Source organism: Arthrobacter sp. NicSoilC5, from assembly GCF_019977395.1.
Lineage (GTDB): Bacteria > Actinomycetota > Actinomycetes > Actinomycetales > Micrococcaceae > Arthrobacter.
This window is the reverse complement of record NZ_AP024660.1, coordinates 2498228-2524293: the sequence shown is the minus strand read 5'-3', so window position 1 is coordinate 2524293 and position 26066 is coordinate 2498228. Positions and strand designations below refer to the sequence as shown.

Annotated in this window: 23 protein-coding genes and 1 pseudogene; 15 read left to right on the top strand and 9 right to left on the bottom strand. The window is 68.1% G+C overall.

Annotated elements, in window-relative coordinates; translation table 11 throughout:
* Positions 1-3 precede the first annotated feature (3 nt).
* The 5 genes from LDO22_RS11880 to LDO22_RS11860 all read left to right on the top strand — a co-directional run bounded on the left by LDO22_RS11880 (position 4) and on the right by LDO22_RS11860 (position 6020).
* Entirely contained in the window at positions 4-1377 is a 1374-nt protein-coding gene (locus tag LDO22_RS11880; protein ID WP_224023344.1) for an FMN-binding glutamate synthase family protein, read from the top strand.
* Positions 1377-2540, top strand: a complete 1164-nt coding sequence (locus LDO22_RS11875; protein WP_224023342.1) for an FAD-dependent oxidoreductase — start codon at positions 1377-1379, stop codon at positions 2538-2540. The genes LDO22_RS11880 and LDO22_RS11875 overlap by 1 nt, the downstream gene beginning before the upstream one ends.
* A gap of 11 nt (positions 2541-2551) precedes the next feature.
* The gene (locus LDO22_RS11870; protein ID WP_224023340.1) at positions 2552-3838 is read left to right on the top strand and encodes an allantoate amidohydrolase; all 1287 of its coding nucleotides are present in this window, start codon (positions 2552-2554) and stop codon (positions 3836-3838) included.
* 49 nt (positions 3839-3887) lie between these two features.
* A complete protein-coding gene (locus tag LDO22_RS11865; RefSeq protein WP_159630290.1) occupies positions 3888-4499 on the top strand; it encodes an XRE family transcriptional regulator in 612 nt (203 codons plus the stop codon).
* Between the two features lie 228 nt (positions 4500-4727).
* The gene (locus tag LDO22_RS11860) at positions 4728-6020 is read left to right on the top strand and encodes an ammonium transporter (protein ID WP_159630292.1); all 1293 of its coding nucleotides are present in this window, start codon (positions 4728-4730) and stop codon (positions 6018-6020) included.
* A gap of 145 nt (positions 6021-6165) precedes the next feature.
* Here LDO22_RS11860 and LDO22_RS11855 read toward each other — a convergent pair whose 3' ends face one another.
* Together LDO22_RS11855 and LDO22_RS11850 are read right to left on the bottom strand one after the other, a co-directional pair.
* Positions 6166-7197 carry a family 43 glycosylhydrolase gene (locus LDO22_RS11855; RefSeq protein WP_224023338.1) on the bottom strand — a complete coding sequence of 344 codons (1032 nt, stop codon included), beginning with the start codon at positions 7195-7197 and terminating at the stop codon, positions 6166-6168.
* Positions 7198-7262: 65 nt separating this feature from the next.
* Entirely contained in the window at positions 7263-10739 is a 3477-nt protein-coding gene (locus LDO22_RS11850) for a DEAD/DEAH box helicase (protein ID WP_224023337.1), read from the bottom strand.
* A gap of 218 nt (positions 10740-10957) precedes the next feature.
* Between LDO22_RS11850 and LDO22_RS11845 the strand changes: the two genes are divergently transcribed.
* From LDO22_RS11845 to LDO22_RS11830, 4 genes are all read left to right on the top strand, one after another.
* Complete coding sequence (locus LDO22_RS11845) at positions 10958-11569, top strand: hypothetical protein (RefSeq protein WP_224023335.1); 612 nt, start codon at positions 10958-10960, stop codon at positions 11567-11569.
* Positions 11570-11737: 168 nt separating this feature from the next.
* On the top strand, positions 11738-12448 hold the full coding sequence (locus LDO22_RS11840) for a protein tyrosine phosphatase (RefSeq protein WP_224023333.1): 711 nt from the start codon (positions 11738-11740) through the stop codon (positions 12446-12448).
* Between the two features lie 171 nt (positions 12449-12619).
* Positions 12620-13198, top strand: coding sequence for a sigma-70 family RNA polymerase sigma factor (locus LDO22_RS11835; protein ID WP_159630300.1), 579 nt, complete (start codon positions 12620-12622; stop codon positions 13196-13198).
* Positions 13191-13985 (top strand): hypothetical protein, encoded by a 795-nt coding sequence (locus LDO22_RS11830; RefSeq protein WP_224023331.1) that lies wholly within the window; start codon positions 13191-13193, stop codon positions 13983-13985. The genes LDO22_RS11835 and LDO22_RS11830 overlap by 8 nt, the downstream gene beginning before the upstream one ends.
* A 36-nt stretch (positions 13986-14021) precedes the next feature.
* On the opposite strand, the gene LDO22_RS11825 is transcribed toward LDO22_RS11830, so the two are convergent.
* The gene (locus LDO22_RS11825; protein WP_224023329.1) at positions 14022-14576 is read right to left on the bottom strand and encodes a hypothetical protein; all 555 of its coding nucleotides are present in this window, start codon (positions 14574-14576) and stop codon (positions 14022-14024) included.
* Positions 14577-14813: 237 nt separating this feature from the next.
* On the opposite strand from LDO22_RS11825, the gene LDO22_RS11820 reads away from it, so the two are divergent.
* Together LDO22_RS11820 and LDO22_RS11815 are read left to right on the top strand one after the other, a co-directional pair.
* A complete protein-coding gene (locus tag LDO22_RS11820) occupies positions 14814-15314 on the top strand; it encodes a sigma-70 family RNA polymerase sigma factor (protein ID WP_159630306.1) in 501 nt (166 codons plus the stop codon).
* Positions 15311-15985, top strand: a complete 675-nt coding sequence (locus LDO22_RS11815) for a zf-HC2 domain-containing protein (protein WP_224023327.1) — start codon at positions 15311-15313, stop codon at positions 15983-15985. Before LDO22_RS11820 ends, LDO22_RS11815 begins: the two co-directional genes overlap by 4 nt.
* A 6-nt stretch (positions 15986-15991) precedes the next feature.
* Here LDO22_RS11815 and LDO22_RS11810 read toward each other — a convergent pair.
* The 3 genes and pseudogenes from LDO22_RS11810 to LDO22_RS11800 all read right to left on the bottom strand — a co-directional run bounded on the left by LDO22_RS11810 (position 15992) and on the right by LDO22_RS11800 (position 18425).
* Positions 15992-16967 (bottom strand): annotated as a pseudogene (locus LDO22_RS11810) (IS481 family transposase).
* A 93-nt stretch (positions 16968-17060) separates the two neighbouring features.
* Complete coding sequence (locus tag LDO22_RS11805) at positions 17061-17579, bottom strand: SRPBCC family protein (RefSeq protein WP_224023325.1); 519 nt, start codon at positions 17577-17579, stop codon at positions 17061-17063.
* Positions 17580-17606: 27 nt separating this feature from the next.
* Positions 17607-18425 (bottom strand): DUF1206 domain-containing protein, encoded by an 819-nt coding sequence (locus LDO22_RS11800; protein WP_159635027.1) that lies wholly within the window; start codon positions 18423-18425, stop codon positions 17607-17609.
* A 216-nt stretch (positions 18426-18641) separates the two neighbouring features.
* Here LDO22_RS11800 and LDO22_RS11795 point away from each other — a divergent pair, with 216 nt between their 5' ends.
* Together LDO22_RS11795 and LDO22_RS11790 are read left to right on the top strand one after the other, a co-directional pair.
* Positions 18642-20222, top strand: a complete 1581-nt coding sequence (locus tag LDO22_RS11795; RefSeq protein WP_224023323.1) for a hypothetical protein — start codon at positions 18642-18644, stop codon at positions 20220-20222.
* A 5-nt stretch (positions 20223-20227) separates the two neighbouring features.
* The gene (locus tag LDO22_RS11790) at positions 20228-20677 is read left to right on the top strand and encodes a hypothetical protein (protein WP_224023321.1); all 450 of its coding nucleotides are present in this window, start codon (positions 20228-20230) and stop codon (positions 20675-20677) included.
* A 21-nt stretch (positions 20678-20698) separates the two neighbouring features.
* On the opposite strand, the gene trmB is transcribed toward LDO22_RS11790, so the two are convergent.
* Both trmB and LDO22_RS11780 read right to left on the bottom strand, forming a co-directional pair.
* Positions 20699-21622, bottom strand: coding sequence for a tRNA (guanosine(46)-N7)-methyltransferase TrmB (trmB, locus tag LDO22_RS11785; protein WP_224023319.1), 924 nt, complete (start codon positions 21620-21622; stop codon positions 20699-20701).
* Between the two features lie 78 nt (positions 21623-21700).
* The gene (locus LDO22_RS11780; protein ID WP_224023317.1) at positions 21701-22099 is read right to left on the bottom strand and encodes a hypothetical protein; all 399 of its coding nucleotides are present in this window, start codon (positions 22097-22099) and stop codon (positions 21701-21703) included.
* 233 nt (positions 22100-22332) lie between these two features.
* Between LDO22_RS11780 and LDO22_RS11775 the strand changes: the two genes are divergently transcribed.
* Together LDO22_RS11775 and LDO22_RS11770 are read left to right on the top strand one after the other, a co-directional pair.
* Positions 22333-23679 carry an MFS transporter gene (locus LDO22_RS11775; RefSeq protein ID WP_224023315.1) on the top strand — a complete coding sequence of 449 codons (1347 nt, stop codon included), beginning with the start codon at positions 22333-22335 and terminating at the stop codon, positions 23677-23679.
* A gap of 8 nt (positions 23680-23687) precedes the next feature.
* The gene (locus LDO22_RS11770; protein WP_224023313.1) at positions 23688-25112 is read left to right on the top strand and encodes an MFS transporter; all 1425 of its coding nucleotides are present in this window, start codon (positions 23688-23690) and stop codon (positions 25110-25112) included.
* Here LDO22_RS11770 and LDO22_RS11765 read toward each other — a convergent pair.
* Positions 25109-25843, bottom strand: coding sequence for a class I SAM-dependent methyltransferase (locus LDO22_RS11765; RefSeq protein WP_224023311.1), 735 nt, complete (start codon positions 25841-25843; stop codon positions 25109-25111). The genes LDO22_RS11770 and LDO22_RS11765 overlap by 4 nt on opposite strands.
* Positions 25844-26066: the final 223 nt, after the last annotated feature.

Here is a 26066-nt window from a genome sequence, read left to right as displayed (position 1 = left end):
CCCATGACCATCACCTCCCTTCCGGTTCCCGCCCAGGCACCCGCCGCAGCACCAAACATTGCCGAACTGGGCCTCCGCGAGTCCGCCACCTTCGACCGCGCCACCATCGCCGACATCCAGCGCGCCGCCGCCACCGGCGTCTACGACATCCGCGGCTGGGGCGCCAAGCGCAAGGTCCCGCACTTCGACGACCTGCTCTTCCTCGGCGCCTCCATGTCCCGCTACCCGCTGGAGGGCTACCGCGAAAAGTGCGATACCGACGTCGTCCTCGGCGACCGGTACGCCAGCCGCCCGCTGCACCTGGCCACCCCGGTGACCATCGCCGGCATGAGCTTCGGCGCCCTGTCCGCCAACGCCAAGGAAGCGCTGGGCCGCGGCGCGTCCGAGGTAGGCACCTCCACCACCACGGGCGACGGCGGCATGACGCCTGAGGAGCGCGGCCAGTCCAAGCACCTCGTCTACCAGTACCTGCCCTCCCGCTACGGCATGAACCCGGACGACCTCCGCAAGGCCGACGCCATCGAGATCGTCCTCGGCCAGGGGGCCAAGCCCGGCGGCGGCGGCATGCTGCTGGGCCAGAAGATCACCGAACGCGTGGCCGGGATGCGCACCCTGCCGGTGGGCATCGACCAGCGCTCCGCCAGCCGCCACCCGGACTGGACCGGCCCGGACGACCTCGAGATCAAGATCGGCGAACTCCGCGAAATCACCGACTGGAAGACCCCCATCTACGTCAAGATCGGTGCCTCACGCCCGTATTACGACACCGCGCTCGCCGTGAAGTCCGGTGCCGACGTGGTGGTGCTGGACGGCATGCAGGGCGGCACCGCTGCCACGCAGCAGGTGTTCATTGAAAACGTCGGCATCCCCACCCTCGCCGCCATCCCGCAGGCCGTCCAGGCACTGCAGGAACTCGGCATGCACCGCAAGGTCCAGCTCATCGTTTCCGGCGGCATCCGCACCGGCGCCGACGTCGCCAAGGCCATGGCCCTGGGGGCCGACGCCGTCGCCATCGGCACCGCGGCGCTGATCGCACTGGGCGACAACGACCCCCGCTACGCCGCCGAATACTCCGCCCTGGGCTCGGCCGCCGGGTTCTACGACGACTTCCAGGACGGCCGCGACCCCGCCGGCATCACCACCCAGGACCCGGAACTCTCCTCCCGCCTGGACCCGGTGGCCGCCGGCCGCCGCCTGGCCAACTACCTCCGCGTCCTCACCATGGAAGCCCAGACCATCGCCCGGGCCTGCGGAAAATCGCACCTGCACAACCTGGAACCTGAGGACCTCGTGGCGCTGACTATCGAGGCCTCCGCCATGGCCCGCGTGCCGCTGGCCGGCACCAGCTGGATCCCCGGCGTGCAGGGAAGCTTCTGATGGCTGGACCTTCTTCCGACGCGTCGGATTATGTGGTGGTGGGCGCCGGCCTGGCCGGCGCCGCCACCGCGTGGCAGCTCGCAGCCCGCGGCCACCAGGTCACCCTGCTGGAGCGCGACGTACCCGCCGCCCATGACGGCAGCTCCCACGGCTCCGCCCGGATCTTCCGCTACGCCTACCCGGACCCGTTCTACACGCGGGCGGTCCTGGACTCGAAGGAACTCTGGGACGGGCTCGCAACGGATGCCGGCGCTGAGCTGATCACGCCGTTCGGCGCGGTGGACTACGGTCCAAAGCGTCAACCCGCCCTCCTCGCTGAGGTGCTGGCCGGCGCCGGAATCGACCACGAGCTGCTGTCCGCCGCCGAAGCCCGGGGCCGCTGGCCGCAGATCGCGTTCGATACCGAGGTCCTCTGGCACCCCGGTGCCGGCGTGATCGACGCTGAAACGTCAGTCAACGCCATGGTGGCCCTCGCGGTCCGGCACGGTGCGAAGGTCCTGACCGGCTGGAGCGTGGACCGGGTGGAACGGCTGGGCGGTGGCTACCGGCTGCACTCCTCCACAGGGGAAACGCTCGACGCCGGCAACGTGGTGATCAGCGCGGGCGGCTGGCTGCCACGGCTGCTGGAGTCCCTCCCGCTGCCGGCGGGCTTCCTGGCCGGCCTGCCCGACTTCACCGTCCGGCAGGAACAGGCCTTCCACTTCCGGTACCGGGAAGACTCCGGCTTTTCCGCCACCAACTGGCCCACCTTCATCCACAAGGCCGGCGACATCCAAACCTACGGCCTCCCCGGCGGCCGGGACGCCGGCTTCGCGGGCCAGAAGGTGGCCGAATACAACGGCGGCCCGGGCATCCCGTCGGCCGCCGAGCAGACCGGAGTGGTGGACCCGGCCAACCGCGCCCGCGTGGTGGACTATGTCCGCCGCTGCCTGCCGGGACTGGATCCCGAGCCGTACGCCGAAACCACCTGCCTCTTCACGAACACGCCCACCGAGGACTTCCTGATCGACCGGGCGGACAACCTCACCGTCGTCTCGCCCTGCTCAGGCCATGGGGCCAAATTCGCGCCGCTGATCGGACAGTGGGCCGCGGACCTGGCAACCGGAACCGGTGCCGTGCCTGACAGGTTCCGCAGCACCGCCTCATCGGCACTGACCACGTAGAACGGATTACCGTGACCCTTCCCCAGACAGCACCCGCGCCGCACGCGGTACCCGCCGAAACTGCCGGCGCACCTACTGTCGCAGGCCTCCTCAAGGAAATCTCCGACGTCGGACGTGACAGTGCCCGCGGCGGCTACTCACGCCCGGTGTTCTCCACCGCCGAATCGGACCTCCGCGCCTGGTTCATTGAGCAGGCCGGCCGGCGCGGACTGGATGTCCATACCGACGCCAACGGGATCATGTGGGCCTGGTGGGACACTGCGACGGGCCTGCGGAAGGACGCCGTGGCCACCGGCAGCCACCTCGATTCCGTCCCCGGCGGCGGCGAGTACGACGGCCCTCTGGGCGTCGCCTCGGCGCTGGTCGCCGTCGACCTCCTCAAAGCCCGGAACTTCCGGCCGCGCCGCCCCCTGGCGCTCGCCGTCTTTCCGGAGGAGGAAGGCTCCCGGTTCGGCGTGGCCTGCCTTGGCTCGCGGCTCCTCACCGGCGGCCTGGACCCGGACAAGGCCCGCAACCTCCGCGACCCGGACGGCAACACCTACGCCGACGTCGCCGCCGCGAACGGACAGGACCCGCGGTTCATCGGCCCCGACTACAAGGCCCTGCAGCAGTTGGGGATATTCGTGGAGCTACACGTGGAGCAGGGGCGGGGGCTCATCGACCTGGACCGGCCGGTGGCGGTCGGCTCATCGATCCTGGGCCACGGCCGCTGGAAACTCAGCATCACGGGCGAAGGAAACCACGCCGGCACCACGCTCATGAAGGACCGGAAGGACCCCATGATCGCGGCGGCCAAGGTGGTGGTGTCCATCCGGGACACGGCGCGCAAGTACAAGGATGCCCGCGCCACGGTGGGCCGGGTCCAGCCCGTCCCCGGCGGTACCAACGTGATCGCCTCTCGGGTGGACCTGTGGATCGACGTCCGCCACCCCGAAGACTCAGTGACTGCGGCGCTGGTGGAGGCCATCGGGCTGAACGCCCAGGTCCTGGCCGCGGAGGAAGGCTGCTCGGCGACCCTCACCACGGAATCGCTGAGCCCCACCGTGCATTTCGACGGCGGCCTGCGGGACCGGCTGCAGGAACTGCTGCCCGGTGCGCCGGTGCTGGACACCGGGGCAGGCCACGACGCCGGCGTGCTGGCCGCACACCTGCCCACCGCCATGCTGTTCGTCCGGAACCCCACCGGCATCTCGCATTCGCCCGACGAACTCGTGGAGGACACCGACGCCGAAGCCGGCGCACAGGCCCTGGCGGACTCCCTGGCCGGGCTCCTGGGCGGGGCCCGCGTCCTTGGCTAGGGCCGCCGCCGTACGCCGGCTGTCCCGCGGCCCGCCTAAGATGGCAACCATGACCGAACAGGCCGGGGACCGCGGAGCAGACCATGACGGCGACCAGGTGGCCGGCCGGCTGGAGCAGGTCATCGCGGCCCAGGTGCGGCACTACCGCACCACGCAGGGCCTGTCCTCCGCCGAACTGGCAGCCCGGACCGGCATGTCCAAAGCCATGATCTCGCGGGTGGAAACCGCTACCACCTCCTGCTCACTCACCACCCTGCAGCGGCTGGCCGACGGACTGAACGTTCCCGTCACCGCACTGTTCCGCGGCGCGGACACGGACCGGGACGCCACCTTCACCAAGAGCGGCCAGGGGAGCCTGACAGTCCGCAGCGGCACCCAGCACGGCCACGAATACCGCGTGCTGGGCACCCTCAAAGGCCGTACCGATGCGTTGGAACCCACCCTGGTGACCCTCACGGACGCCAGTGACGTTTTCCCACTGTTCCAGCACCCGGGCACGGAGTTCATCTACATGCTCTCCGGGAAAATGGTGTACGGGCATGGCTCCTACGAGTACGCCATGGAGCCGGGGGACTCCCTGCTGCTCGACGGCGAAGGCCCGCACGGCCCCCTGGAACTGCTGGACCTGCCCATCCGGTTCCTGGCCATTTCCGCCAAGTAGTTGCCCCCGGTACTGCTGCGCGCCGCGTGACAGCTGAAACTCGCGTGCAATTGGCTGAAACCACCATTTAACACAGCCGAAACCTACCCAAAAATAGCCGCCATACATTGGTATCAGACGGCAAAAGCCGCCCCTCCGCCGGCCGCGGTTTCTCCACCCGCGTCCCACTTGTCGGAACGGCTCTGACGGCAACTTACCGTTCTTTTCGCATCTTGAAAGGGGTTTCCCATGGACTCGGGAAATGTCGCTTGGATTTTGGCCAGCTCGGCGCTGGTATGCATGATGATCCCCGCCCTGGCCCTGTTTTACGGGGGCATGGTGGGGTCCCGCCGGATCCTGAACATGATGATGATGTGCTTCGGCGGCGCCAGCCTGGTGGCCGTGCTCTGGGCACTGTTCGGTTACTCGATGGCCTTCGGAAACTCCGTGGGCGGACTGGGACTCATCGGTGACGTCACCGAGTTCCCGGGCATGGGGCAGCTGCTGGCCAAGGACGATTCCGCGTCCATCCCGGTCATCCTGTTCGCAGCGTTCCAGCTGTTCTTCGCCTGCGTCACCACCGCACTCGTTGCCGGTGCCGCCGCAGGCCGGATGAAGTTTGGCGCCTGGATGCTGTTCGCCGGCATCTGGGCCACGGTGGTCTACTTCCCCATCGCGCACTGGGTGTTCGCGTTCGACTCGGCGGACGGCAGCACCGTTGGCGGCTGGATCGCCAACGGCATCAAGGCCATCGACTTCGCCGGCGGCACCGCGGTCCACATGAACGCCGGCGCCGCAGCACTGGCACTGGCACTGGTCCTGGGCAAGAGCTCCGGCTGGCCCAAGGTGGAACACGCCAAGCCGCACAGCCGGCCACTGGTGCTGGTGGGCGCGGGCCTGCTGTGGGTTGGCTGGTTCGGCTTCAACGCCGGCTCCGCCCTTTCCGCCGGCCAGTCGGCGTCGGTGGTTTTCCTGAACACCGCCGTGGCTGCCTCCACCGGGCTGCTTGCCTGGGCCCTCGTTGAGCGGGTCCGGCACGGTGCGGCCACCAGCATGGGCGCCGCCTCAGGCCTCATCGCCGCGCTGGTAGCCATCACTCCCGCCTGTGGCGCCGTCAGCCCGCTCGGCGCACTGGCCATCGGCGCCATCGCCGGGGCCGTCTGCTCGCTGGCCATCGAATGGAAGTTCCGCCTGGGCTTCGACGATTCCCTCGACGTCGTCGGCGTCCACCTGGTGGGCGGCATCCTGGGCACGCTGCTGATCGGTCTCTTCGCCACGGACAAGGCTCCGAACGGCGTCAGCGGCCTCTTCTACGGCGGCGGCTTCGAACTGCTGGGCGTCCAGGCCCTCGCCACCGTCACGGTGCTGGCCTACTCGTTCGGCGTCACCTGGATCCTGGCGAAGATCCTGGACAAGACCATGGGCGGCCTGCGCATCAAGCCCGAGGACGAACTGCGCGGCATCGACCTCGCGGCCCACTCGGAGCTGGCCTACCTGATGGATGAAGATCCCGTGGAGCTGGGGTCGCCGCAGCGGGTCTAGCTCCGGCAGGTCCACTTCCCGCGGCCCCGGCACACGCCGGGCCCGCCCCGAATGCACGAGTCAGGGCCAAACCTTGGACCGGTGCCGGCAGCCGCCGGCTTATAGTTCCAGGGTTTGGCCCTTCGTGGTGCCGCAGCTTCTGTACTCAGTGTTCCGTGCACACCAGGACGCCGTCCCGCACGTCCAGCACTGCCGCCCGGACGTGGCTGAGGCGGGTGCGCGGGTCCGGTGCCATCGTGTCGATGTCCTCGCCGCCCCAGTAAGGGTGCGTGAAGTACACCAGCAACGCACGCTGCGCGCCGCCGTCGGACGTTTCCCCGGGTGCCCGTTCCGCCAGGGGCACCACGTCGGCATGGCGTCCGACGACGGGCCTTCCGTCCACCGATTCCGGCGCCGTGAGGATCAGCCCGCCACGGTGCTCCTGCCGGACCCAATGGCCCGTTGCGTCTTCGGAACGGTAGACCGCCTGGCCCCGCCACTCGTCCACGATCATCCAGTAGCTGCCGCCCAGCCGGAAGACCTTGGGTCCTTCGTGCGGGCGCCCGGGGATTGCCACACCTTCGCGCTTCCATGACGACGGGTCTTCCGGAGTGGCGCTCACCGCGCTGTAGGTGGTGGAGCCGCGGGCCTCGTCCTTGTACCAGAGGCGGTACCGGCCGTCACCGCACCGGGCCACAGCGGCGTCGATCACCCGGGGGGAGCCCAGGTCGATCCGGCCCAGGTACTCCCACTTTTCCAGGTCCGTGCTGGCAAACTGGACGATTTCCGCCGTCCCGGTCCAGTCCGTGCGCCTGCCGCCGAGGACAGTCACATACATAATCCAACGGTCGCCAATGCGGACGACGTCGGGCGCCCAGAGGGTTGCCGGGAGTTCCGTTCCGGGCGGGACAAGTCCCTCCACGGTGCCGTGGTAGCGCCAGGTGGTGCCGCCGTCGGACGATTTTGCGACGCCGATACCGGTCCCGTGCACCCATTCCACCCCCGTCAGCCCCGGAGCAGTGGCGCGGCGCTGGGTGTAGAAGAGCACCCACCCCCCTGTGAGGTGGTCAGCCACCAGGATGGGGTCGGTGGGCCCGTCCCATACGGGGTCCCGGTACGGGGTGGCGAATGCGTCCGGACGCAGCGGCACCAGGGGCGGTGCTGCAGGGATATCCGTGGCAGGCAGCTGGTGCCGCATAGTTTCTCCAACGTTGTAGTTTTTGCGTTGGGCACCAGTTTAGACGTTGGAGTCCCGGGAGGGCCCTACTCCTTGAACAGCCCCGCCAGGTCCTCCGCCGTAATGGCCCCGCCGGCCAGGGCGTCGCCTTCCATGACGTCAGCGAACAGCTGCGACTTCCGGGTCTTCAGCGCCATGACCTTTTCCTCGATGGTGTCCTTGGCCACGAGCCGGTACACCATCACGTTCCGCGCCTGCCCAATGCGGTGTGTCCGGTCCACGGCCTGGGCTTCGGACGCCGGGTTCCACCAGGGATCCAGCAGGAAGACATAGTCGGCCTCGGTGAGGTTCAGGCCGAACCCGCCGGCCTTGAGTGAAATCAGGAACACGGGCGCGCTGCCGTTCTTGAACTCGCTGACAACGTCGGCACGGTTCCTGGTGCCGCCGTCAAGGTAGCAGTACTCGATCTCTTCCTCGTCCAGCCGCTCCCGCACCTTGCCCAGGAATCCCGTGAACTGGCTGAAGATCAGTGCCCGGTGCCCCTCGGCCACCAGGTCTTCGAGCTGCTCGAACAGCACATCCAGCTTGGAGGACCGCACCGCGGACAGGGAAGGGTCCACCAGCGACACGTCCAGGCTGAGCTGCCGCAGCAGGGTCAGCGACTGGAAAATGGTGAACCGGTTCTTGTTGACGTCCTCGATCAGCCCAAGGATCTTCTGCCGTTCGCGCTGCAGGTGCGTCTGGTATACCTTCTGGTGCCGCGGATTCAGCACCACCTCAAGGATCTGCTCCTGTTTGGGCGGCAGGTCCTTGATCACCTGGTCCTTGGTGCGGCGCATCATCAGCGGCCGGACGCGGCGCCGGAGTTTCTCCAGTTGCCCCTTGTCGCCGTTCTTCTCCACAGGCTTCTGGTAGTACTCGGCGAAGCGCTTGGGACTGGAGAACAGGCCCGGCGCCACAATGGACGTCAGCGCCCAGAACTCCATCAGGTTGTTCTCCAGCGGGGTGCCCGTGATGGCCAGCTTGAACGCGGCCGGCAGCTTGCGCGCACACTGGTAGGCCTTGGACTGGTGGTTCTTCACGAACTGCGCCTCATCCAGCACCAGCCCGTTCCAGGTACGCGAGGCGTAGGCGTCGTAGTCGATCCGGAACAGGGCGTAGGACGTGATCACGATATCTGCCCCGCCCAGGGCCGCCGCCACGTCCTGGCCGCTCTTGGCAAAGGTCTCGCCGACCGTCCGCACGGTCAGCCCGGGCGCAAAGCGGGCGGCTTCGAGGGCCCAGTTGCCCACCACGCTGGTGGGGGCCACCACCAGGAAGGGCGCGACGGCGGCGGGCCTGTTTCCAGGGTCCGCGGCAGCACCGGCGTCGGGCGTCTCCAGGGACGCAGCAGCCGCGACGGCCAGCTCCTTCGCCGCGCACATCAGGGCCAGCGCCTGCACGGTCTTGCCCAGACCCATGTCGTCGGCCAGGATGCCGCCCAGTCCGTGCTTGTACAGGAAGCTGAGCCAGTTGTAGCCCTCCAGCTGGTACGGGCGCAGCTCGGCGTTCAGGGACGACGGCAGCGGCAGCCCGTCCGTGCCGCCCTCCAGGAGCCCGCCCACCGCGGACCGCCAGGCCGCGGCCTGTTCGTCAACAATCCCCAGCTGCGCCAGTTCATCCCACAGCCCGGCCTGGAACCTGCTGATCTGGAGCGGCGCGTCCTTGTTGTCCTGCAGCGACCTGGCTTCCTCGATCAGAGCCCGCAGCTGGTGCAGCTCCGGCAGGTCCAGGGAGAAGTAGGCGCCGCTGGGCAGCAGCATCTTGGTCTGGCCGGCCGCCAGCGCCGAGAAGACAGCCGCGAAGGACACGGGCTGGCCTTCGAGCGATATCTGGATGCCCAGGTCGAACCAGTCACGCTGTTCGGTGGCCTTGGTGGAGATGGACACCACCGGCGCTTCCTCGGCCTCGCGGTAGTCGGCGATGTCGCCCACTGTCTCCACATCCACGTCCGGGGCCTCCCGCAGCCGCGGCAGCACTTCCTCGGTGAAGGCCAGCGTGTCCAGGCCGGTCAGCTCGGCGGACGCCGCCAGCCGGGGAGTGCCCCAGCCGCCCGTCGCCGATTCGCCCAGGGCGGCCACCACATCCCAGAGGTGGCCGATGTCTTCCAGGATGCGGGCCTCGGCGGTGTCGTCGCGGTAGCCGTGGTCGCCGGGGTGCCGCCACAGGGGCTGTGCGGTGACCAGCGTGCCGGTTTTGTAGTGCCACTCCCAGTGCAGCCGCACCCGGTGGTCCGCGCCGTAGTTGGCCAGCAGAGAGAGTGTGGGGACGGCCAGTTCGGGCAGTTCAACGGACTCGTCGCGGGTTGTCACCCGGGCGCTCTGCTTGAGCTTGGGGTAGAAGCCGGTCAGGAACCGCGACTCGTCCCGGGCCGGGATGTGCAGCATGTTTCCCGCGGTGACGAACGCCAGCAGCTCCTCGCTCAGCCCGTTTTCCAGCGGCGCCAGCGTAATGACGCCGTCGGGGTCGGGGACGCCGGGCAGGGCGGCTTCCCCGGCCGTGAAGAAGAGGCCGTGTGCGGGCCTGCCGATGGTGCCCACCGCCGCCGGATCAACCTCGGCCCCGTCAACGGTGATGGTGGGCGAAAGCTCCAGGCCGCCGTCGGACGTGTCCGCTTTTGCCCCGCCAGCTTCCGTGGCCGGCTCAGCCACGGGGGTCCCGTACCGGCTGAGGGAAAGTCCGACGGCGGCAGGGGACTCTGCCACCCGTACCGGCTCGGAGCCGCGCGAGTGGACCAGGGCGAGCCCGATCTTCCGGGCATCGGACAGCAGGCTCCACAGGTTCTTGCCGGCGTAGGAGTTCAGGCCCAGCCACAGGCCGGCGGAGTTGTGCATCCGGCTGGCGGAGGAGGAATGGCCGGCCAGGAACTCCTGCAGCCATTCCACGTGCGCCTGGTTCGATTCGCGCCGGAAGTTCAGGTAGCTCAGGGTGTTCCAGGAAACGTCACCGCGGATCCACTTGCCCTTGGCGCCCATGATGACCGGGCGGACCTTGAGCTGCCGGACGCCGCGGACCGGGTCCCGGCGGCCGGTGTAGGAAAAGTGCGGCGGTGGTTCCTCCACCTCGAACTGCAGGGCCAGGGGAACCCCGGCTGTGGAGGGCGCGGAACCTGGCTGGGAGATCAGCGGACTAAGGGCCTGCTCCCAGTCCGGGAGGGCCGCTGACGGTGCGCGGGACACCTGCGTGGAGGTGGACGGTGCCAGCAGCTGCATCCGGATGGAGGGGTTGTCCTCGGCCGCGAACAGCAGGGCCGCGACGTGCTTGCAGTCCTTGCGGACGGGGCAGCTGCAGACGCCCACAGTGCAGCTCCAGCCGCCGGACTTCCGGACCAGCTTGGCCGTGGTGGAGTAGGGAACTTCCGCGCCGCCCCGGACCTTTCCCAGCATGAGCCCCGTGCCGCCGTCGAACGATATGCCGGAGACCCTGCTTGCCATGGCATACGCCAGACCGGCCGCCAGCGAGCGGTCGTTGATGGCGGGTGTCTGTATTGCCAGGTCCGCACTTTCGTCCGGTTGGGATGGCATGGTGAGCGCTACTTTCGGCAGGCCACGGCGGAGCCGGGTCCGGTGGGTGGTTATCTGATCCATCTTAGTTCGCCGGGAGGCCCCCCCATGCCGACGGGCGCCTGCCCTGGTGGTCCCGAAAACTTCGCTTGACGTTCATTTCCTTCCCGATGCTGCCGTGAACCGGCCGTCGTAGCGTGAAAGCGTTCGGAGCACCACCACCGCCAGCAAGGATTGCCATGACCATCACGCCCCAGCCCGTCGTCCTGACCAGCAGCAGTCTCGGAGGCAGGGACGAGGAGGTGGTGGAGGCCAATGCGGCCATCATCGATGCGATGCGCAAGGCCACGCTGCGGCTGGAGGACATGTCTCCGGTGGCCGTCCGAAGCTGCCTGGTGGACTTCTACCTGTCGCAGGCGCTGGAGGGCGGCTTCGCGCAGTACGCCGTCATGGCGGGTGGCCGGATCGCCACCGACCCGCTGGTCCGCGAAGGCATGGCCGGGATGGGCGCCACCGCGCACCTGGACCTGTTCAACCGGGCCGCGGAGGCTTACCGCGTGCTGACCGCCGGAACCGAAGCGTCCTACCTGGCCGGCGGTGCCGGTGACAGCGGGGCCGTTGCCGGCGCCCTCCTCCGGGTCGGGGAGCTTGACGGCGAGTTCGAGGAACTGCTGGAGCGCGAGAACATCACTGCCCTGAATGCCCGGTGGCTGCGCGGCCAGCCGGACCTGCTGGTGCTGGACGACGAAGAGGTTGGACCGTACATCCAGCGGCTCGCTGCCATGGTCCCTGACTTGGCCGAACGTAAAGCAGTTGGTTCCTCAGCTCTGCGGATCGCCGGAGCGCCGTGAAACAGCCGGAGCGGACCGGCGCTCCGAAACGCTTCCAGCGATTTTGGAGGGCCGAAAAAAGAAATTTCCAAACACCCGTAACCTTTCCGCAACCGCAGGCGATGTAGTCAGTGATGGGTCCGCCCGGCGGGCCCAGTCCGATGTGTTGTCTAGGTTTTGGAGAAGTAAATGTCTGTATTCACCGTTCTCGCCACCAGCAAAGTCGCCGCCGGAGTCCTGGCCGCCGGAACCCTGGCGGTAGGAGGAACCGGCGCCGCCGCCGTCTCCGGTGCCCTCCCCACCCAGGCCCAGCAGACCGCCCACGAACTTTTCGGTGCACCGGCCCCCAAGCTTGCAGCCGAAGCAGCAGCTGACGCCCAGGCCACCCCGGCCCCTACCGCCACCGCGGCCGTCTCCGACGCCCTGAAGAGCGCCGACGCCACCGCAGAGGCCACTGCCAAGGCTTCCGCGTCCGCGGAGGCATCTGACGAAAAGGCAGGCGCTGACGTAAGCGGTTCCGCCACGGCCAACACCGCCGTTGACGCGGCCGGCCCTGCAGCCCTGGGTCTCTGCACCGCCTTCACCCACGGCGGCCTGGACGCTTCCTCCAAGGCATTCTCCTCGCTGTCCATCGCTGCCAAGGGCGACGCCAACATCAAGAGCTACTGCACCGACGTCGTGGCCAAGGCCGACGCCGCAGCCAAGGCCGGTGCCGAGGGCAAGGGTTCCGCGTCCGTTGACGCCACCAAGCCTGAGGTCCCCGCCGTTCCGTCCGCTCCCGCAGTACCTGCCGTCCCGGCCGTTCCGGGTGTCGACGGCGCGGACACTGTTCCTGCTGTTCCTGCTGTTCCCAGCGTGGGCGGCAAGACCGTACACGCCCCGTCAGTTTCGGCCCGCTAAGGCTCATTGGCTAGTCTGGACTGCGGCTGCGGCCGCAGTCCGGGCAGCCGGGCGGGGGCGCGCACCTTTGGAAAAGCGCCCCTGGCAAACCCGCAAAAAGGCAGCCGGAATACCACGGGGACTGGCAGTCCGAACCGGAAACCGGGACCAGGCGCAAGCCCGGGCCCCGGGATGGAGGAGCCGCTGGTGCTGGACACTTTGGCCCAAGAAGAGATCGACATATTCGACAACGCAGCCGGAACTGATCCGGCCGTGTTGTTCGCTGCTGCCTATCGAACCTTCGCGGGCCCGGTCCACGGGTACCTCAAAGCGCGCGGACTCGATGACCCCGAGGCCGTTACCCAGGACGTCTTCCTGGCCTTCTACTCCAGGATCGGCACGCTCACGGGCGGCCTGCAGGGCGCAAAATCGCTGATCTTCTCAATTGCCCACGCGCGCATGGTGGACCACTACCGGCGGGTGGAACGCAGGCCGCAGCTGACACCGTACGACCCCCAGCACGACGGCCGGACCACGCCGTCCGCGGAGGACCACGCCGTGGAACTGACGGCCGGAGCCGAAGCCATGCTGGACGGGCTCAGCGAAGAACACCAGGAGGTCCTGGCCCTTCGCGTCGTGGCGGACCTGTCCATCGACCAGGTGGCCGCCATCATGGGCAAGAGCGCCGGAGCCATCAAGCAGCTCCAGCGCCGGGCCCTGCAAAACCTCAAGGCACAAACGCTCAAGAGAAACCAGGCACATCATGAGTGACACCGCAGGATCCCGCAACCAGGGGGCTGTTGACCAGCTTCTGCTGGAGGCAGGCATGGACGACGACGGCCAGCTCCGTGACGCCCTGCTCAACCTGCGTGCCCTGGCGGCAGAGGCCCCGGCACCCTCCGCCGAAATCGCAGCGCTGATGGCAGGCACGCCAACTGCCGCCACCACCGTGCTTCCCGTTGGTGTGCCGGCCGCCACCACAGTGCTTCCCACCACCGGGGCCACCGCTGAGGGTGGGGCAGCTCAACCCAGCCCAGTGAAACCGGCTGATGAACTCGCGGCCCGCCGCAGGGCCAAGCGCCGCATCACCCTCACCACGCTCTCGGTGGCTGCCTCGCTCGCTGCCGGAGGTGCAGTGGCTGCCGCCTCCGATCAGGGCTTCCGCGACTCCATCTCCCAGCTGAACCAGGCCGTCACCTCGTTCGTGACTGGTTCCGCGGCGGCACCTGCCGGCAACGACACCACACAGGCTCCGGTGCCCGTTCCGGCAGGACCCCGGCCGTCGGCAACCAGCAGCGCGGATGCCGTCCCACCGGCACCCGCGCCCGCCTCTGCCCCTGCCGCCGCGGCGCCGTCGGGCGTTCCGGCGCGGCAGGGAAACACCCCCACTCACGGGACGGCTACGCAGAAGCCTGCCCAGGTTCCCGCGGAGCCTGCCCTGCCCACCGACGTGTCAGGGGACGTCAGGAAGGGCCTGGAACAGGGCCCCAAGCTGCCCGTTCCGTTGCCCACTGAGATCCCGCTCCCGGACAAAACCCCGGACGTTCCCCTGAAGTAGGACAGGCGCCTGGCAGTTCCTGGCAGGCAGTTTTGCCTAGTAACCCTGGGCCGGCGCTGCCTTGACCATGGCTCCCGACGGGTCGGACAGGTACCAGACTCCGCCCACGCCCTGGCCCAGGACGTCGCCCGGCTTAGTGTCCTTTGCGAAGTAGTAGAGGGGCATGCCGTTCAAGGTCACCTGTTTCTTGCCGTCAGGCGTGGTGATGGTGCCCAGCTTCCCGGTCACTCCCTCTGCGGTGGGGGCTCCCGACGTGGTGGTCAGCGGCGGCCACTGGACCAGGCAGGAACCGGTGCAGGCGCTGCTGCCGGAGTCCTTGGTGTCCTTGGTGAAGAAGTAGAGGCTCATTCCCTTCGCGTCCACCACGATGCTGCCTTCCGGAGAGGAGCCTGTCTTAAGCTCGACGGCGGCACTCGCCTTCGATGACTGCGCAGGGCCCGATGACGGTGCGGTGGATGCGGCACCGGAAGATGACACGCCAGTGGTGGCCGGGGCCGTGGCCGACGGGGTGGTGCCGGCGTTGCTGCCGCAACCGGTGAGGGCTGCCGCCAGGGCCAGGATGGCAAGTCCTGCCCCGAGATGCTGTTTCATGGTGTGCTCCTTGGCTGTGTGCTTTCGTGGCTGGTGCCTCTTCGGCCGCGCCCGGCTCTGGATCATGGGGCGCTAACCCCTACGACGCCTCCGGGTAAAGAATGGTTCACAGGTACGCTGTGGCGCTGTCCGATTGAACCGATTCCTGCTCCCTGTCGTGGTAACAGCCGGGAGCGCAGATGCCGTGGCGTTCCCCGTGGGCAGTGATGTGTCCAGGACAGTGACGGGAGGAGCGGGATGCCGCTCGACGACAACGTGGTGGAGGCCATCTACCGTGAACATGGCAGCGCCCTGCGCCGGTTCGTGCTCAGCGCCACCCGGGATCCGCAGCTCGCGGAGGACGTGGTCCAGGAAACGGTGCTCCGCGTCTGGCAGCATGCCCCGGACATCAACGGCAGCTTCCGCAGTTACTTGTACCGCACAGCCAGGAACATCATGATCGACAACTACCGCCGGAGCCAGCGCCGCCCGCACGAGGCGCTGGAAAGCAGCCTTACCGACCCCGCCGAGGTGATGGGCCGCGTTGACGAGCTGCTCAACCGGGTCCTGATGGAGGAAGCGCTGCTGCGGCTGAGCAAGGAACACCGGGACGTCCTGGTGGCCCTGCATTACCGCCGGTTTACCGTCAACGAGGCGGCGGTCCAGCTCAACATCCCCAGCGGCACCGTCAAGTCCCGGGCCTATTACGCCCTGCGGGCCCTGCGCACCATCCTGGACGAGATGGGGGTGGAACGGTGAACACCAACCCGCACCACCTGCTGGGCGCCTACGTCCTGGGCGGCCTTGACGCCGCCGACCTCACCCTGTTCGAGGCGCATCTCCAGGACTGCGCCGCCTGCCGCAAGGAACTGGCCGTACTGGAAAAAGTGCCCATGCTCCTGGATTCCCTTCCCGTTCCTGACGCCGTGGCGCTCAGCGGCGTTCCGGGCAGCAGCGCCGTGCCCGGCGGCAGCGAGGGAACTGATGCCAACGCCCCGGCGCGCCTGTTCAACGAACTGGCGCGCCGGCGTCGGACCATACGACGGCGGTGGGTGGCTATAGCGGGGGCTGTTGCCGCCGCGTGCCTGGCTGTGGGCCTGGCCGTGGGGCCCCTGCTTGTCAGGCCGCCGCAGCCGGATGCCACTTATTCCGTGGCGTCCGGCGGAGGGCTCCAGGTGAACATCGACATGGCCCGGAAGACCTGGGGGACCGAACTTGCAGTCAGCGGCAGCAGCCTGCCGGCGGAAGGGACCCTTTCGCTGTGGGTGCGGGACCGGGCGGGCACGGAGGACCGGGCCTGCGCCTGGACCGCTACCCCCAGCGGAAAGGTCAAGGTCACCGGGGCGACGCCCATCCAGCTGGGCAGCATCTCGAGCGTCGAACTGCGCGACGGCGCCCAGCGGGCCGTGGCGGTCATCACCGTTCCCTAGGTGTACTCAGCCAGTAGGTTGGTTGCACCTGCTGATAGGTGGTTTGCCTCCGAGGCTGCCGTGTGGCCGGTGGTTGTTGTAGAAGTTTAGCCAGGACTGTAGAGCGTCGACGCGGGCTTTGGTTGGTGGTGAAGGGTTGGCGGTAGGCCCAGCCTTCTTGGAGGGTGCGGTTGAAGCGTTCTGCTTTGCCGTTTTGCCAGGGGTGGCGGGGTTTGATCAGGATGTGTTTGGCGCCCAGGGCAGCGAGTGCGTCCTGGAAGTCGCGGGAGAGCCGGTAGGCGAAGGCGTTGTCGGTCATGACGCGTTTGACGGGTGCTCCGTTGGCGGCCATGGCGGCTGCGGCCCTGGTGAGGAATTCGGCGCAGGTCGGGCCTTTTTCGTCGGGCAGGACCTCGGCATAGGCGAAGCGGGAATGATCATCGACGGCCACGTGGACGTAGTCAAAACCGACTTTCTGAGGTGATTTGCGGTGGTTGGCGCGGTTTTGCGCCGGGTCGGTCCGCCAACCGCCGCCGTCCGGGATCCGGCCTAGTTTCTTGACGTCGATGTGGATCATGTCGCCTGGGGCGTCGCGTTCGTAGCGGCGGTCGGTGGCCCGGGACGCGCGGATTCGTGCCCCGGTCACTGGGTCCAGGTCCCACAACCTGGGCATGCCCGCGCGGACCAGAATCCGGGAGACCGTCCGGGCGCTCGTGCCGCAGCGCACGGCCAGGTCCGCTGGTCCCTCGCGATGCTCGACGCGCTGGGTGAGAACATCCGCTACGACTTCCGCGGAGGTGGCGTGCGGGCATGACCTCGGACGGGAGCTGCGGTCTTCCAAACCAGCCCAGCCATCCGCGCGGTACCTGCTGATCCAGCGGTGCGCACAGGTCCTTGAGATGCCCATCTCTTTGGCTACATGGGCCACTGGCTGGCCGGCAAGGACGCGCTCGATAATGATCCGCCTACCGTTCGGAGTCAGGCGGGCATTACGGTGGGACATGAAGACCTCTTAGTCGTTGGCTGTGTGTGGTAACCACCAACCTAAGAGGTCTTCACCTATTCACGATGTAACCAACGTCCTGACTCAGTACACCTAGGGGTGCGGGTTGCCGGCCTGGTCGGCGGCTTCACCGGCATGCCCCAGGGCCCGGAATTCCGCCACCAGGGCGGGGTCCTCGCAGGCGCGGGCGAAGGCCTCGATCCGGCGTTCGATCTCGTAGCCCAGCAGCCGGCTGCCAATCCCTTCCATAAGGGGCCGGAGCAAAGCCGGACGGCATGAAAAGGTGTACTTCCAGACGGCCCGGGTGCCGCCGTCGTCCGCCGTGAACCGCCAGCCTCCGCCAAAGTTCGTGAAGAACCACGGGCCGGCCACCATGGTCATGCCGACGTTCCGGGGCGGTGCGTAGGAGACGTACTGGCTCACCATCACCAGGCCCAGCCGGGATCTGGTCCGGGTGCGGACGCCCTTTCCCGCCGCACGCGCTCCGTCAAGGAAGCCCTGGGCGGAAATAAAGGGGTCCCACTTGAGCCGGAAGTCTCCCGTGGTCTGGGAGAGGGCGAACGCAGTCTCCGGATCGATACGGATAAAACGCTCAGCGCGTACTTGGGGCATGCCCCAACCTAACCACGGCGCGGGGTGTTACTTGGTCATTTTCGCCAGCCGGGCTCGCATGATCATGTACGCGCCGTAGCAGACCAGCCCGGCTCCCACCGCGGCCAGGAGATAGGGGCCCATGGGCTGGTCGCGGAGTGCACGCAGGCCGCCGTCCAGGCCGGTGGAGTCCTCCGGGTGCTCCTTGATGGTGGCGATGACGATGAGCAGCCCCGTCAGCAGCAGTACCAGACCCTTGGCCAGGTAGCCGGCAATGCCCAGGGACAGCACGGCGGTCCGGGCCGCGCCGGCGGCAGGCATCCGCAGCTGCTTCTCGAAGCTTCGCTTGGGCCCCCGCATGCCGTAGGCAACCCCCGTAACAGCGACTGCCAGGCCGATCACGACCAGCAGTGCCACGCCGCCGGGGGCAGACATCATGGAAACGGTGAAGTCGCTGGTGGCCTTGCGGTTGTCATCGCCGGTACCCGTCCCCGTGGCGAAATGCCACAGTGTCAACGCCAGCACCGCATACACGATTGCCTGCAGCGCGGCCTTGGCTTTGTTCTTGACCTTTTTCTTGGTGGCCTGGTGGTTGAAGTCGAAAATCGCGTCACCGGCCTGCCACAGTGACAAGGCTGCGCAGGCGGCAAAGCTTCCCCACAGCAGGAACGGACCCACAGGCATGGTGGCAAGCTCGGCCACGGCACCGCTGAAATCGGCGTGCCCGGTGCCGCCCATGGCCAGGCGGATGGCGATGGCACCCACCAGCAGGTGCAGGATGCCGCTGGCCGCGAACCCTGACCGGGCCAGGAACTCAAGGACCCGCGAATTGGTGACGTCCTCAGCCTTGTCAACGACCTGCTTCAGTTCTTCTTTGATCGTCTTTCCTTTGGACAGGCGCGGTAGCGCGCCGGTGTGCGTGCCCTTCTTACAAGGCCAATCGTCCCACGCCGCCGGGGCACCGAACAGTCGGGCGGGCACAGTCCGGGCGATGGGGAGGGATCCCCATCGCCCGGTTCCGGCACCTGTGCAACCATAAGGACCAGCGATTGACACGTACCGCACTCTTTCCCGGGGGAAACCATGACTTTTTACGGCGCAGACATCAGCCAGTTGCGGGCGCTGGCCAAGGCCGCGGACCAGGCAGCATCACTGTTGAGCAGCCGCGCAGGGTCCCTGCACAGCCAGATCCAGTCCGCGCCGTGGAAGGGCCGGGACGGTGAACGCTTCCGCCAGGAGTGGAGTGCCAGCCACCGTCCCAGCCTGGACAAAGTGGTGGCAAGCCTGCGGGAAAACTCGAAAATCCTGATGAAGCATGCCGACGAGCAGGAAAAAGCGTCCACGGCGGGAACCGGAGGCTCCGGCGGCAGCACCTGGGACCGGCTCACCTCGATGGCCGCGCAGGCGAAGGAGTGGTTCAAGGAAAGGGCCGAAGAAGCCAGTGCGGCTGCCGAACACCGGCGGGAACTTGAAACGGGACTGGATCGGATGGTTAACGCCAGCCCGGAAGAGCAGGCGAAGTGGTGGGCCGGCCTGTCCGATGCCGACCGGGCGTACCTGATCCAGGGCGAGGGCAGCGACGGACCGTTCGCCGAGGACCTCATGCGCATGGACGGCGGCATTCCGGCGTCCGCGCAGGAACTGGCAAAACAGCACCTGCAGGAACTGGCCAAAGCAGACATCCCGGTCTACACGGAAACGGGCAAGGCCTCCATCGAAGCCCGGGTTGCCTGGGTCCACGGCGGCGCCGAGGTGGGGACCGAAGTGGTGGAGAACGCGGACGGCTCCGCCACGATGAAGGTGTACGGAAACATGGGCCTGGGCGTCAACGACACCAGCGGCACGGCGGGGGCGACGCTTACCGGCGAGGTCTCCCGCGAGTACACGTTCGGCAGCGTGGAGGAAGCCATGGCTGCCCGCGAGCAGATGTACCGCGACCTTCCGCCGGACAGCATCGGTGAAATCAAGGATGTGGCCGGCAACCCGCCCGGATACATCCTGGACACCATCAATGACGCGGCGAAGGACAACGGGTCCACCGGACAGACGGACAAGGCCAAGGGCACGTTCTCGCTCGACGCCAGCGGCGAGTCCGGAACGGCGTCCGGCGGGGCGAAGCTCGATCTTGCGTATGAGCGGAACCTGACGGACGGTACGTCCACAGCCAGCGGGGAGGTCTCCGCCCAGGGCCAGCTCAAGCTGGACGGCCGGGTCTTCGAGGCCTCCGGCAAGGGCGGCCTGCAGGTCAACATGGACAAGGACAACAACATCGATTCCGTGTCCGTCTCCATGGACGGGACCGTGGCCCAGGGCGTCACGTCCGGTGTGAAGACCGAGGCTGCGAAGTTCGATTCCACCGTGACGGCCGGTACCCAGGGCAGCGTCAAGATCGATGTCGATTATTCGCCGGAGAACCGCCCGGTCATCGACAGCTACCTGCGCAACGTGGCCCTGGGCAACGATGCCGGTGCCGCCCGCGATGCCGCCCGGCTCTACGAGGCCGGGTCCGCCACCGTGCAGGTGAACTCCGTGGTCACGGCCACCAACGAGGCCGGGTTCGACGTCAAGGTGGGTGAAGTGGACGTCAAGACCGAGAACCAGGCCACCACCAATGTGTCCACGTACTATAAAGTCCCCAACGACACCAAGCTCGAGAGGCTCTGAAACCAATGTCAGTGCACATCGAATCCCCGCTGGGCTTCACCGCAGATTTTCCCGAGCATACCCAGGTCCTGGAGGATTCCACGGCCGGGCCCAACAGCGAACAGTACGGCCTGCTGGGCGGCGTCCTGGTCACCCTGATCAAGGATGACACCTCCGTGCAGGATGCGCCGCAGGCCAACGGCTGGGCGCACCTGATGGCGGACTTCTACCTTGAGGACCGCGGCGGCACCCTCCTGGCGGAGGGCGAGCTGAACCTGCCCGGCAAGGCCGCTTACGCCGTGGTGGTGGGATATGACGACGACGACGGCGGGCCGGCCAAGGTGGCAGCCACCGTGGGCGTGTGGGAAAGCGGCCGGTTCATCGGTGTCGTGGTCGTCTGGCCCTATATGAACCCGGAGGCGGAACCGCGCCTGGACATGCTCAAGGAGATCGTGGCCGCCATCAACGTGGGCTAGGAGCGTTTCCCGGTCTGCCGCTCAGCGGCGCCGGTAGCAGAGATCGAAGATCAGCCGCCCGGCCTCGTGGGCCTTTGCCTCGAAGCTGGTCCGGATCCTGCCCTCGAAGCGGGGAGCCCAGCCGCCTGTTTCGTCCACGCCCTCGTTGGGTCCGGTGTGTTCCGTGCTGACCGGGGCGCGTCCCTCACGCACCGGCGCCCCGCCCACCACCGATTCGACGCCGGACTGCCACACCTGCGTCAGGGGGCTTTCGGGGCCGCGGCGCTCGCCGGTGTGCAGGTTTTCGAAGTCCCCTGAACCCGCCATGACGTCCCGGACATGGACGGCGTAGTTTGACCAGTCGGTGGCGATCCGGAACAGGCCTCCGGGCTTCAGCGCCCGTGCCGCAAGCCCGGCGAACTCGGGCTGGATGAGGCGGCGCTTGTGGTGCCGCGACTTGTGCCAGGGGTCCGGGAAGAAGACCCAGAGTTCGCTGACCGAGCCTTCGGGCAGCATGGTGGCCAGGACCTCGGGTGCGTTCGCTTCCACCACGCGGACGTTGTTCAAGCCCCTGCTGTTGATCTTGATGATCGTGTTGGCCAGCCCCGGCGTGTAGACCTCCACGGCCAGGAAGTTGGTGTCCGGGTTCTGTTCCGCCGCATGGCAGATGGCGTCGCCGAGTCCGGATCCGATCTCGACGATGAGCGGCGCTTCACGGCCGAATTCCGCGGCGGCGTCAAAGGTGTAATCGGGGTGGACCGAGGTGTTGGCTACATGCCGTGGCACGTCGACTGCCCACCGCTCGGCGTGCTCGGCCCAGGCAGCCTGCCGGCGGCCCTGCAGCCTGGTGCCGCGGCGCACGAAACTGACGGGGCGGCCGCCGTACGTGCCGAAGGAGGCCTGGGTGCCGGGCGTGACGGGCCGCGGGACATGCGGCTGCTGGGGGTTTTCAGGGGATTCGCTCATCCCTTCCAGAATAGCGCCGCGGGGACGGCGGACGATCGGAGCGCCGTGAAGACACCTGGGCCCGGAGCACTCCGATGCTCAGAACACGCCTATGAGGTCGAGGGCGGGACCGAGTGCCAGGGCGAAGACCACACCGCAGATGCAGAGGGCAACTGCCGCCGCGGACCGGCTTCCACATCCCCGCGGCAACTGTTTCAGCGCTGGGAGTGAAAGCCGGAGACCGAGGAAGGCAAAGAGGAGAGGCAGGCTGAACAGCACGAAGGGAGCTGCCCAGGGAGTGCGCGAGTAGCCGTTGTCCGAATACGTCAGGAGCATGGCCAGCCCGGCGAACGGTCCGGTCAGGAGCATGCTGACCGGGGCAAGGATCGCCAGGACCAGGCTGTTCGTCGCTTTATGGCCGGGTGCTCCCGGCGGCTGGCCAGGGCCGCCATGGACGGGAGGCGGCCCCGTCCCGTCCGCCGGTGCGTTCTCCGGCACTGTGCTCTCCAACTTTGTGCCCTCCAGTGGTCCACCCTTCAGCGCCCGGCTCTCGGGCGGGGCGGGGCGTGGTTCCGGCTGCGGTGTCGTTTCCATGGTGCTCCCGTTGTAAGGTGCGGCCAGGTGCGTGGCCGCGGCTGGTAACAACCTACGAATCTGCCTGGAGCGCCGGAAGGTGCGCGCGTCCGTATGTGGAAAACTCCGCGCTGGTGCCCGCCTGCAAGAATGGGCGGATGACCGACGCAACGAATGCCGAACCGGGGATGCAGCAGCGAAGGGCTGATTCCGGGGAAGCCCATGGCCGGACCAGGACGGGCAGCAGCCTGGTGGACCTCAGCACCCTGGTGGATGCAGAAATTGATGAGCTGCCGGCTGCGGAACCCACCCGCGTGGGCAGCCGGCGCGCCCTGGCCTACCTGGGTGTGTGCCTGGTCCTGATCGGCCTGAACCTGCGCAGCGTCTTTTCCAGCCTCTCCGCCGTCCTGCCGGAAGTGACATCGCAAGCCGGGCTGCCCGGTTGGTCCGTGGTGGTGCTGACCACGGTTCCCGTGACACTGCTGGGCGTCTTCGCGCCGGTCGCCCCGGTCCTGGCCCGGCGGTTCGGCGCGGAGCGTGTGCTGCTGGGCGCCATGGCACTGCTGACCGCTGGACTACTGCTGCGGCCGGTGGACACCGGTGCAGCCGCCGCCGGTTCGGGCCACCTGCCGGCCCTCCTCGTTGGAACGGCGGCCTGCGGAGCGGCAATCGCCCTGTGCAACGTGCTTCTCCCCGGCCTGGTGAAGCGCGACTTCCCGCACCGGCTGGGGCTCATGGGCGGCCTCTACACCACCGCGATCTGCGCATCAGCCGCCCTCGGGGCCGGCTTCACCTACCCGGTCTACACGGCGACGGGGGAGTGGACCAAGGCGCTGTGGGTCTGGGCGCTGCCCGCCGCCGTCGTCCTCTTGTTGTTCCTTCCCGTTGCCGTGCGGCAGGGAAGTGTCCGGCACCAGGCCGTCAAGGACGGCGTCAATGTGTGGCGCTCTCCGGTCGCGTGGCAGGTCACCATCTTCATGGTGCTGCAGGCCATGATGTCCTTCAGCGGCTTCGCCTGGCTGGCGCCCATCCTCCGGGAAAGGGGCGTGGACGGGGCCACCGCAGGGCTGATCGTTGCCGTGTGCATCGTGCTGCAGATGCTGGGCTCCCTGTTCGCACCGGCCCTTGCCGCGAGGTTCCGCGACCAGCGCGCCATCAACACGGTGGTGGCACTGATGACCGGCGGGGGATTCGTGCTGAGCATCCTGGGCCCGCTCGACCTCATCTGGGTGTGGGCCGGCCTGCTCGGACTGGGGCAGGGGAGCCTCACCGCCGCCGCACTGACGCTGATCATGCTCCGCACCCGCGACGGGCACACCGCCGCCCACCTCTCCGGCATGATGCAGGGTGTGGGCTACGGGGTTGGCTCCACGGGCACCCTCATGGTGGGCCAGCTGCACCAGGCAACGGGGTCCTTCGTTCCCGCCGGAGTCCTGTTTATGGTGGTGGGCCTGCTCGCGGCGGTCTTTGGCTACCGGTCCGGCCGGAACCGGTTCGTGGAGTAGGAACCGCTGTGCAGGATTCCACGCTCCCGGGAACCCGCGACGCCGCCGGGATCTTCCGGCCCCCATACCTTTGGGTGACCGTGGGGACCTGTGCCCTGGTGTTCCTGGCCGCCTTCGAATCGCTTGCCGTAACCACCATCATGCCCCTGGTCAGCCGGGAGTTGAACGGTGGAAGCCTCTACGCGCTGGCCTTTGCGGGGCCCATGGCCACGGGCGTGATCGGCATGGTGGGGGCCGGAAACTGGTCAGACCGCCGCGGGCCCGCCGCGCCGCTGTACGCCTCCGTAGCGCTGTTCGTGCTGGGCCTGCTCATCGCGGGCACCTCGTTGACCATGCCCATGCTCGTCGCCGGCCGCCTGGTGCAGGGTCTTGGCGGCGGCGCCCTCACCGTCGCGCTCTACGTGCTCGTGGCGCGGTTCTTCCCAGGCCAGCTGCACGCGAGGATCTTCGCTGCCTTCTCGGCGGCCTGGGTGGTCCCGTCCCTGGTGGGACCCTTCGCGGCAGGGGTGGTGGCGCAGGTCTTCAGCTGGCACTGGGTGTTCCTGGGCGTGGTGGGCCTGGTCATTCCGGCGCTGGCGATGATCGTGCCGGTGCTGCGCGGGCTGGACGGGCCCGACGCGGAGGGGGGGCCGGCCGGTACAAGCCAACCCGAAGAAACCGCACCGCCGTGGGCCCTGGGCCGGCTGGGTTGGGCGGCACTGGCCGCGCTCGCGGTGCTGGGGCTGAATCTTTCCGCGGACGCCAGCATCCCCGCCTTCCCGGCAGCCACGGCACTCCTGGCGCTCGCCGCCGTCGTCCTTGCCCTGGTGGCTGTGCGTCCGCTGGTGCCCTCCGGTACCCTCGCCGCCCGCCGCGGCCTGCCCAGCGTGATCCTGGCGCGCGGCCTCGCGTCGGCCTCGTTCTTCGGCGCCGAGGTCTACCTTCCGTATCTCCTGATCGACCAGTATTCGGTCCCGCCCACACTGGCCGGGCTGACCCTCACCGGCGGCGCGCTCGCTTGGGCGGGGGCCGCCGCCGTACAGGGCCGGATGGGCACACGGCTGCCGCACCGCCGCGCCGTCCAGGCCGGATCGCTCATGGTCCTGGCCGCAATAACCGTGGCCCTGGCCACCACCGCGCTGCATTGGCCGCCCGCCACCGCCATCGCGGGCTGGGTGCTGGCAGGGGGCGGCATGGGCCTGCTCTACCCGCGCCTGAGCGTGATGACCCTGGCGCTGTCCACCAAGGAGAACGCGGGCTTCAACAGCTCGGCCATGTCCATCTCGGACTCCCTGGGCGGCGCGCTGTCGCTGGCCACCACAGGGATTGTCTTCGCGGCATTCACGACGCCGGTCCAGTCCTTCGCGGGGGTCTTCGCCTTCACTGCCGCCATCGGGGTCGCCGCGGTCCTGGTGGCGCCGCGCGTCACCACCGGGGGGCGCGCCGGCGGTTAGGTAAGGCGGGTGGCGCGCACGATGACGTCAGCGATGGTGGCCTCCTGCCCTTCCGGCCCGGTCACTGGGCGCTCCCGGCTGGTGAGGACCTCCACCTGCCATCCGGGCTGATCCAGTCCCAGTTCCTGCACCAGCTGGTCGCCTGTGTAGAACATGCCTTCATGATGGTGCCCCGGACCCCACGGCGGCAGCCGGTCCGGGTGGTGCCCAACCACCAGCAGCGTTCCACCCGGTTTGACGGCCGAGGCCGCGGTGCGCAGCGGGATCCGCCAGTCCAGCTCCTGGGAATGCAGGAACTGCGACGTCACCAGGTCGTAGGCATCTCCCGGCTGCCACTGCGTCAGGTCCGCCAGCTGCCAGGTAATCCGGCTTTCCATAGTGCCGTTCGAGGCGTGCACGCTTTCCCGCGCCAGTTCGGCCAGCTCATGGGAGCGGGCCCGTTCCAGGGCAACGGTGGAGACGTCGACGGCGGTCACGGACCAGCCTTGCTGCGCCAGCCAGATAGCGTCGGCGCCTTCGCCGCATCCCAGTTCCAGCGCCTTCCCGGGCCGCAGGCCACCGGCCTCCCGGACCAGCTGCGGGTTCGGCTTCCCGCTCCACAGCCTTGCTTTGCTGCGGTACCTCTCGTCCCGGGCGGAAGCCGTGTCAATGCCGCCGCCGCCCCCGTCCGGCGACCCGCCGTTGTCGTGCGCGTGCCCTTCGTGCTGCTGCGTTTCCTGGTGCTCGCTCATGCCTCAACATTGCCCCGCCGTGCCCCCGAAGGCAACGCCGACGATGGGTTCCGGGCGCAGGGATGCTAGACTGGAGGAACTTGATGTGCAGTGATGCCGCCTGCTCCGGATCTGGAGGTTCCTTTCCAGGGAGTGGGCTTTCTTCATGTGAGAGGCACATCCTGCGTCGATGAACGCGTTCCATTTGGTCCCGGCCGGCTGTCCTGATTTACAGCGCCCGGTT

Bases quoted from the DNA above. Each gene is read 5' to 3' on its own strand.
- LDO22_RS11880 (WP_224023344.1), top strand. From the start codon at position 4: ATGACCATCACCTCCCTTCCGGTTCCCGCCCAGGCACCCGCCGCAGCA.
- LDO22_RS11875 (WP_224023342.1), top strand. From the start codon at position 1,377: ATGGCTGGACCTTCTTCCGACGCGTCGGATTATGTGGTGGTGGGCGCC.
- LDO22_RS11865 (WP_159630290.1), top strand. From the start codon at position 3,888: ATGACCGAACAGGCCGGGGACCGCGGAGCAGACCATGACGGCGACCAG.
- LDO22_RS11860 (WP_159630292.1), top strand. From the start codon at position 4,728: ATGGACTCGGGAAATGTCGCTTGGATTTTGGCCAGCTCGGCGCTGGTA.
- LDO22_RS11855 (WP_224023338.1), bottom strand. From the start codon at position 7,197: ATGCGGCACCAGCTGCCTGCCACGGATATCCCTGCAGCACCGCCCCTG.
- LDO22_RS11850 (WP_224023337.1), bottom strand. From the start codon at position 10,739: ATGCCATCCCAACCGGACGAAAGTGCGGACCTGGCAATACAGACACCC.
- LDO22_RS11845 (WP_224023335.1), top strand. From the start codon at position 10,958: ATGACCATCACGCCCCAGCCCGTCGTCCTGACCAGCAGCAGTCTCGGA.
- LDO22_RS11840 (WP_224023333.1), top strand. From the start codon at position 11,738: ATGTCTGTATTCACCGTTCTCGCCACCAGCAAAGTCGCCGCCGGAGTC.
- LDO22_RS11835 (WP_159630300.1), top strand. From the start codon at position 12,620: ATGGAGGAGCCGCTGGTGCTGGACACTTTGGCCCAAGAAGAGATCGAC.
- LDO22_RS11830 (WP_224023331.1), top strand. From the start codon at position 13,191: ATGAGTGACACCGCAGGATCCCGCAACCAGGGGGCTGTTGACCAGCTT.
- LDO22_RS11825 (WP_224023329.1), bottom strand. From the start codon at position 14,576: ATGAAACAGCATCTCGGGGCAGGACTTGCCATCCTGGCCCTGGCGGCA.
- LDO22_RS11820 (WP_159630306.1), top strand. From the start codon at position 14,814: ATGCCGCTCGACGACAACGTGGTGGAGGCCATCTACCGTGAACATGGC.
- LDO22_RS11805 (WP_224023325.1), bottom strand. From the start codon at position 17,579: ATGCCCCAAGTACGCGCTGAGCGTTTTATCCGTATCGATCCGGAGACT.
- LDO22_RS11795 (WP_224023323.1), top strand. From the start codon at position 18,642: ATGACTTTTTACGGCGCAGACATCAGCCAGTTGCGGGCGCTGGCCAAG.
- LDO22_RS11790 (WP_224023321.1), top strand. From the start codon at position 20,228: ATGTCAGTGCACATCGAATCCCCGCTGGGCTTCACCGCAGATTTTCCC.
- trmB (WP_224023319.1), bottom strand. From the start codon at position 21,622: ATGAGCGAATCCCCTGAAAACCCCCAGCAGCCGCATGTCCCGCGGCCC.
- LDO22_RS11775 (WP_224023315.1), top strand. From the start codon at position 22,333: ATGACCGACGCAACGAATGCCGAACCGGGGATGCAGCAGCGAAGGGCT.
- LDO22_RS11765 (WP_224023311.1), bottom strand. From the start codon at position 25,843: ATGAGCGAGCACCAGGAAACGCAGCAGCACGAAGGGCACGCGCACGAC.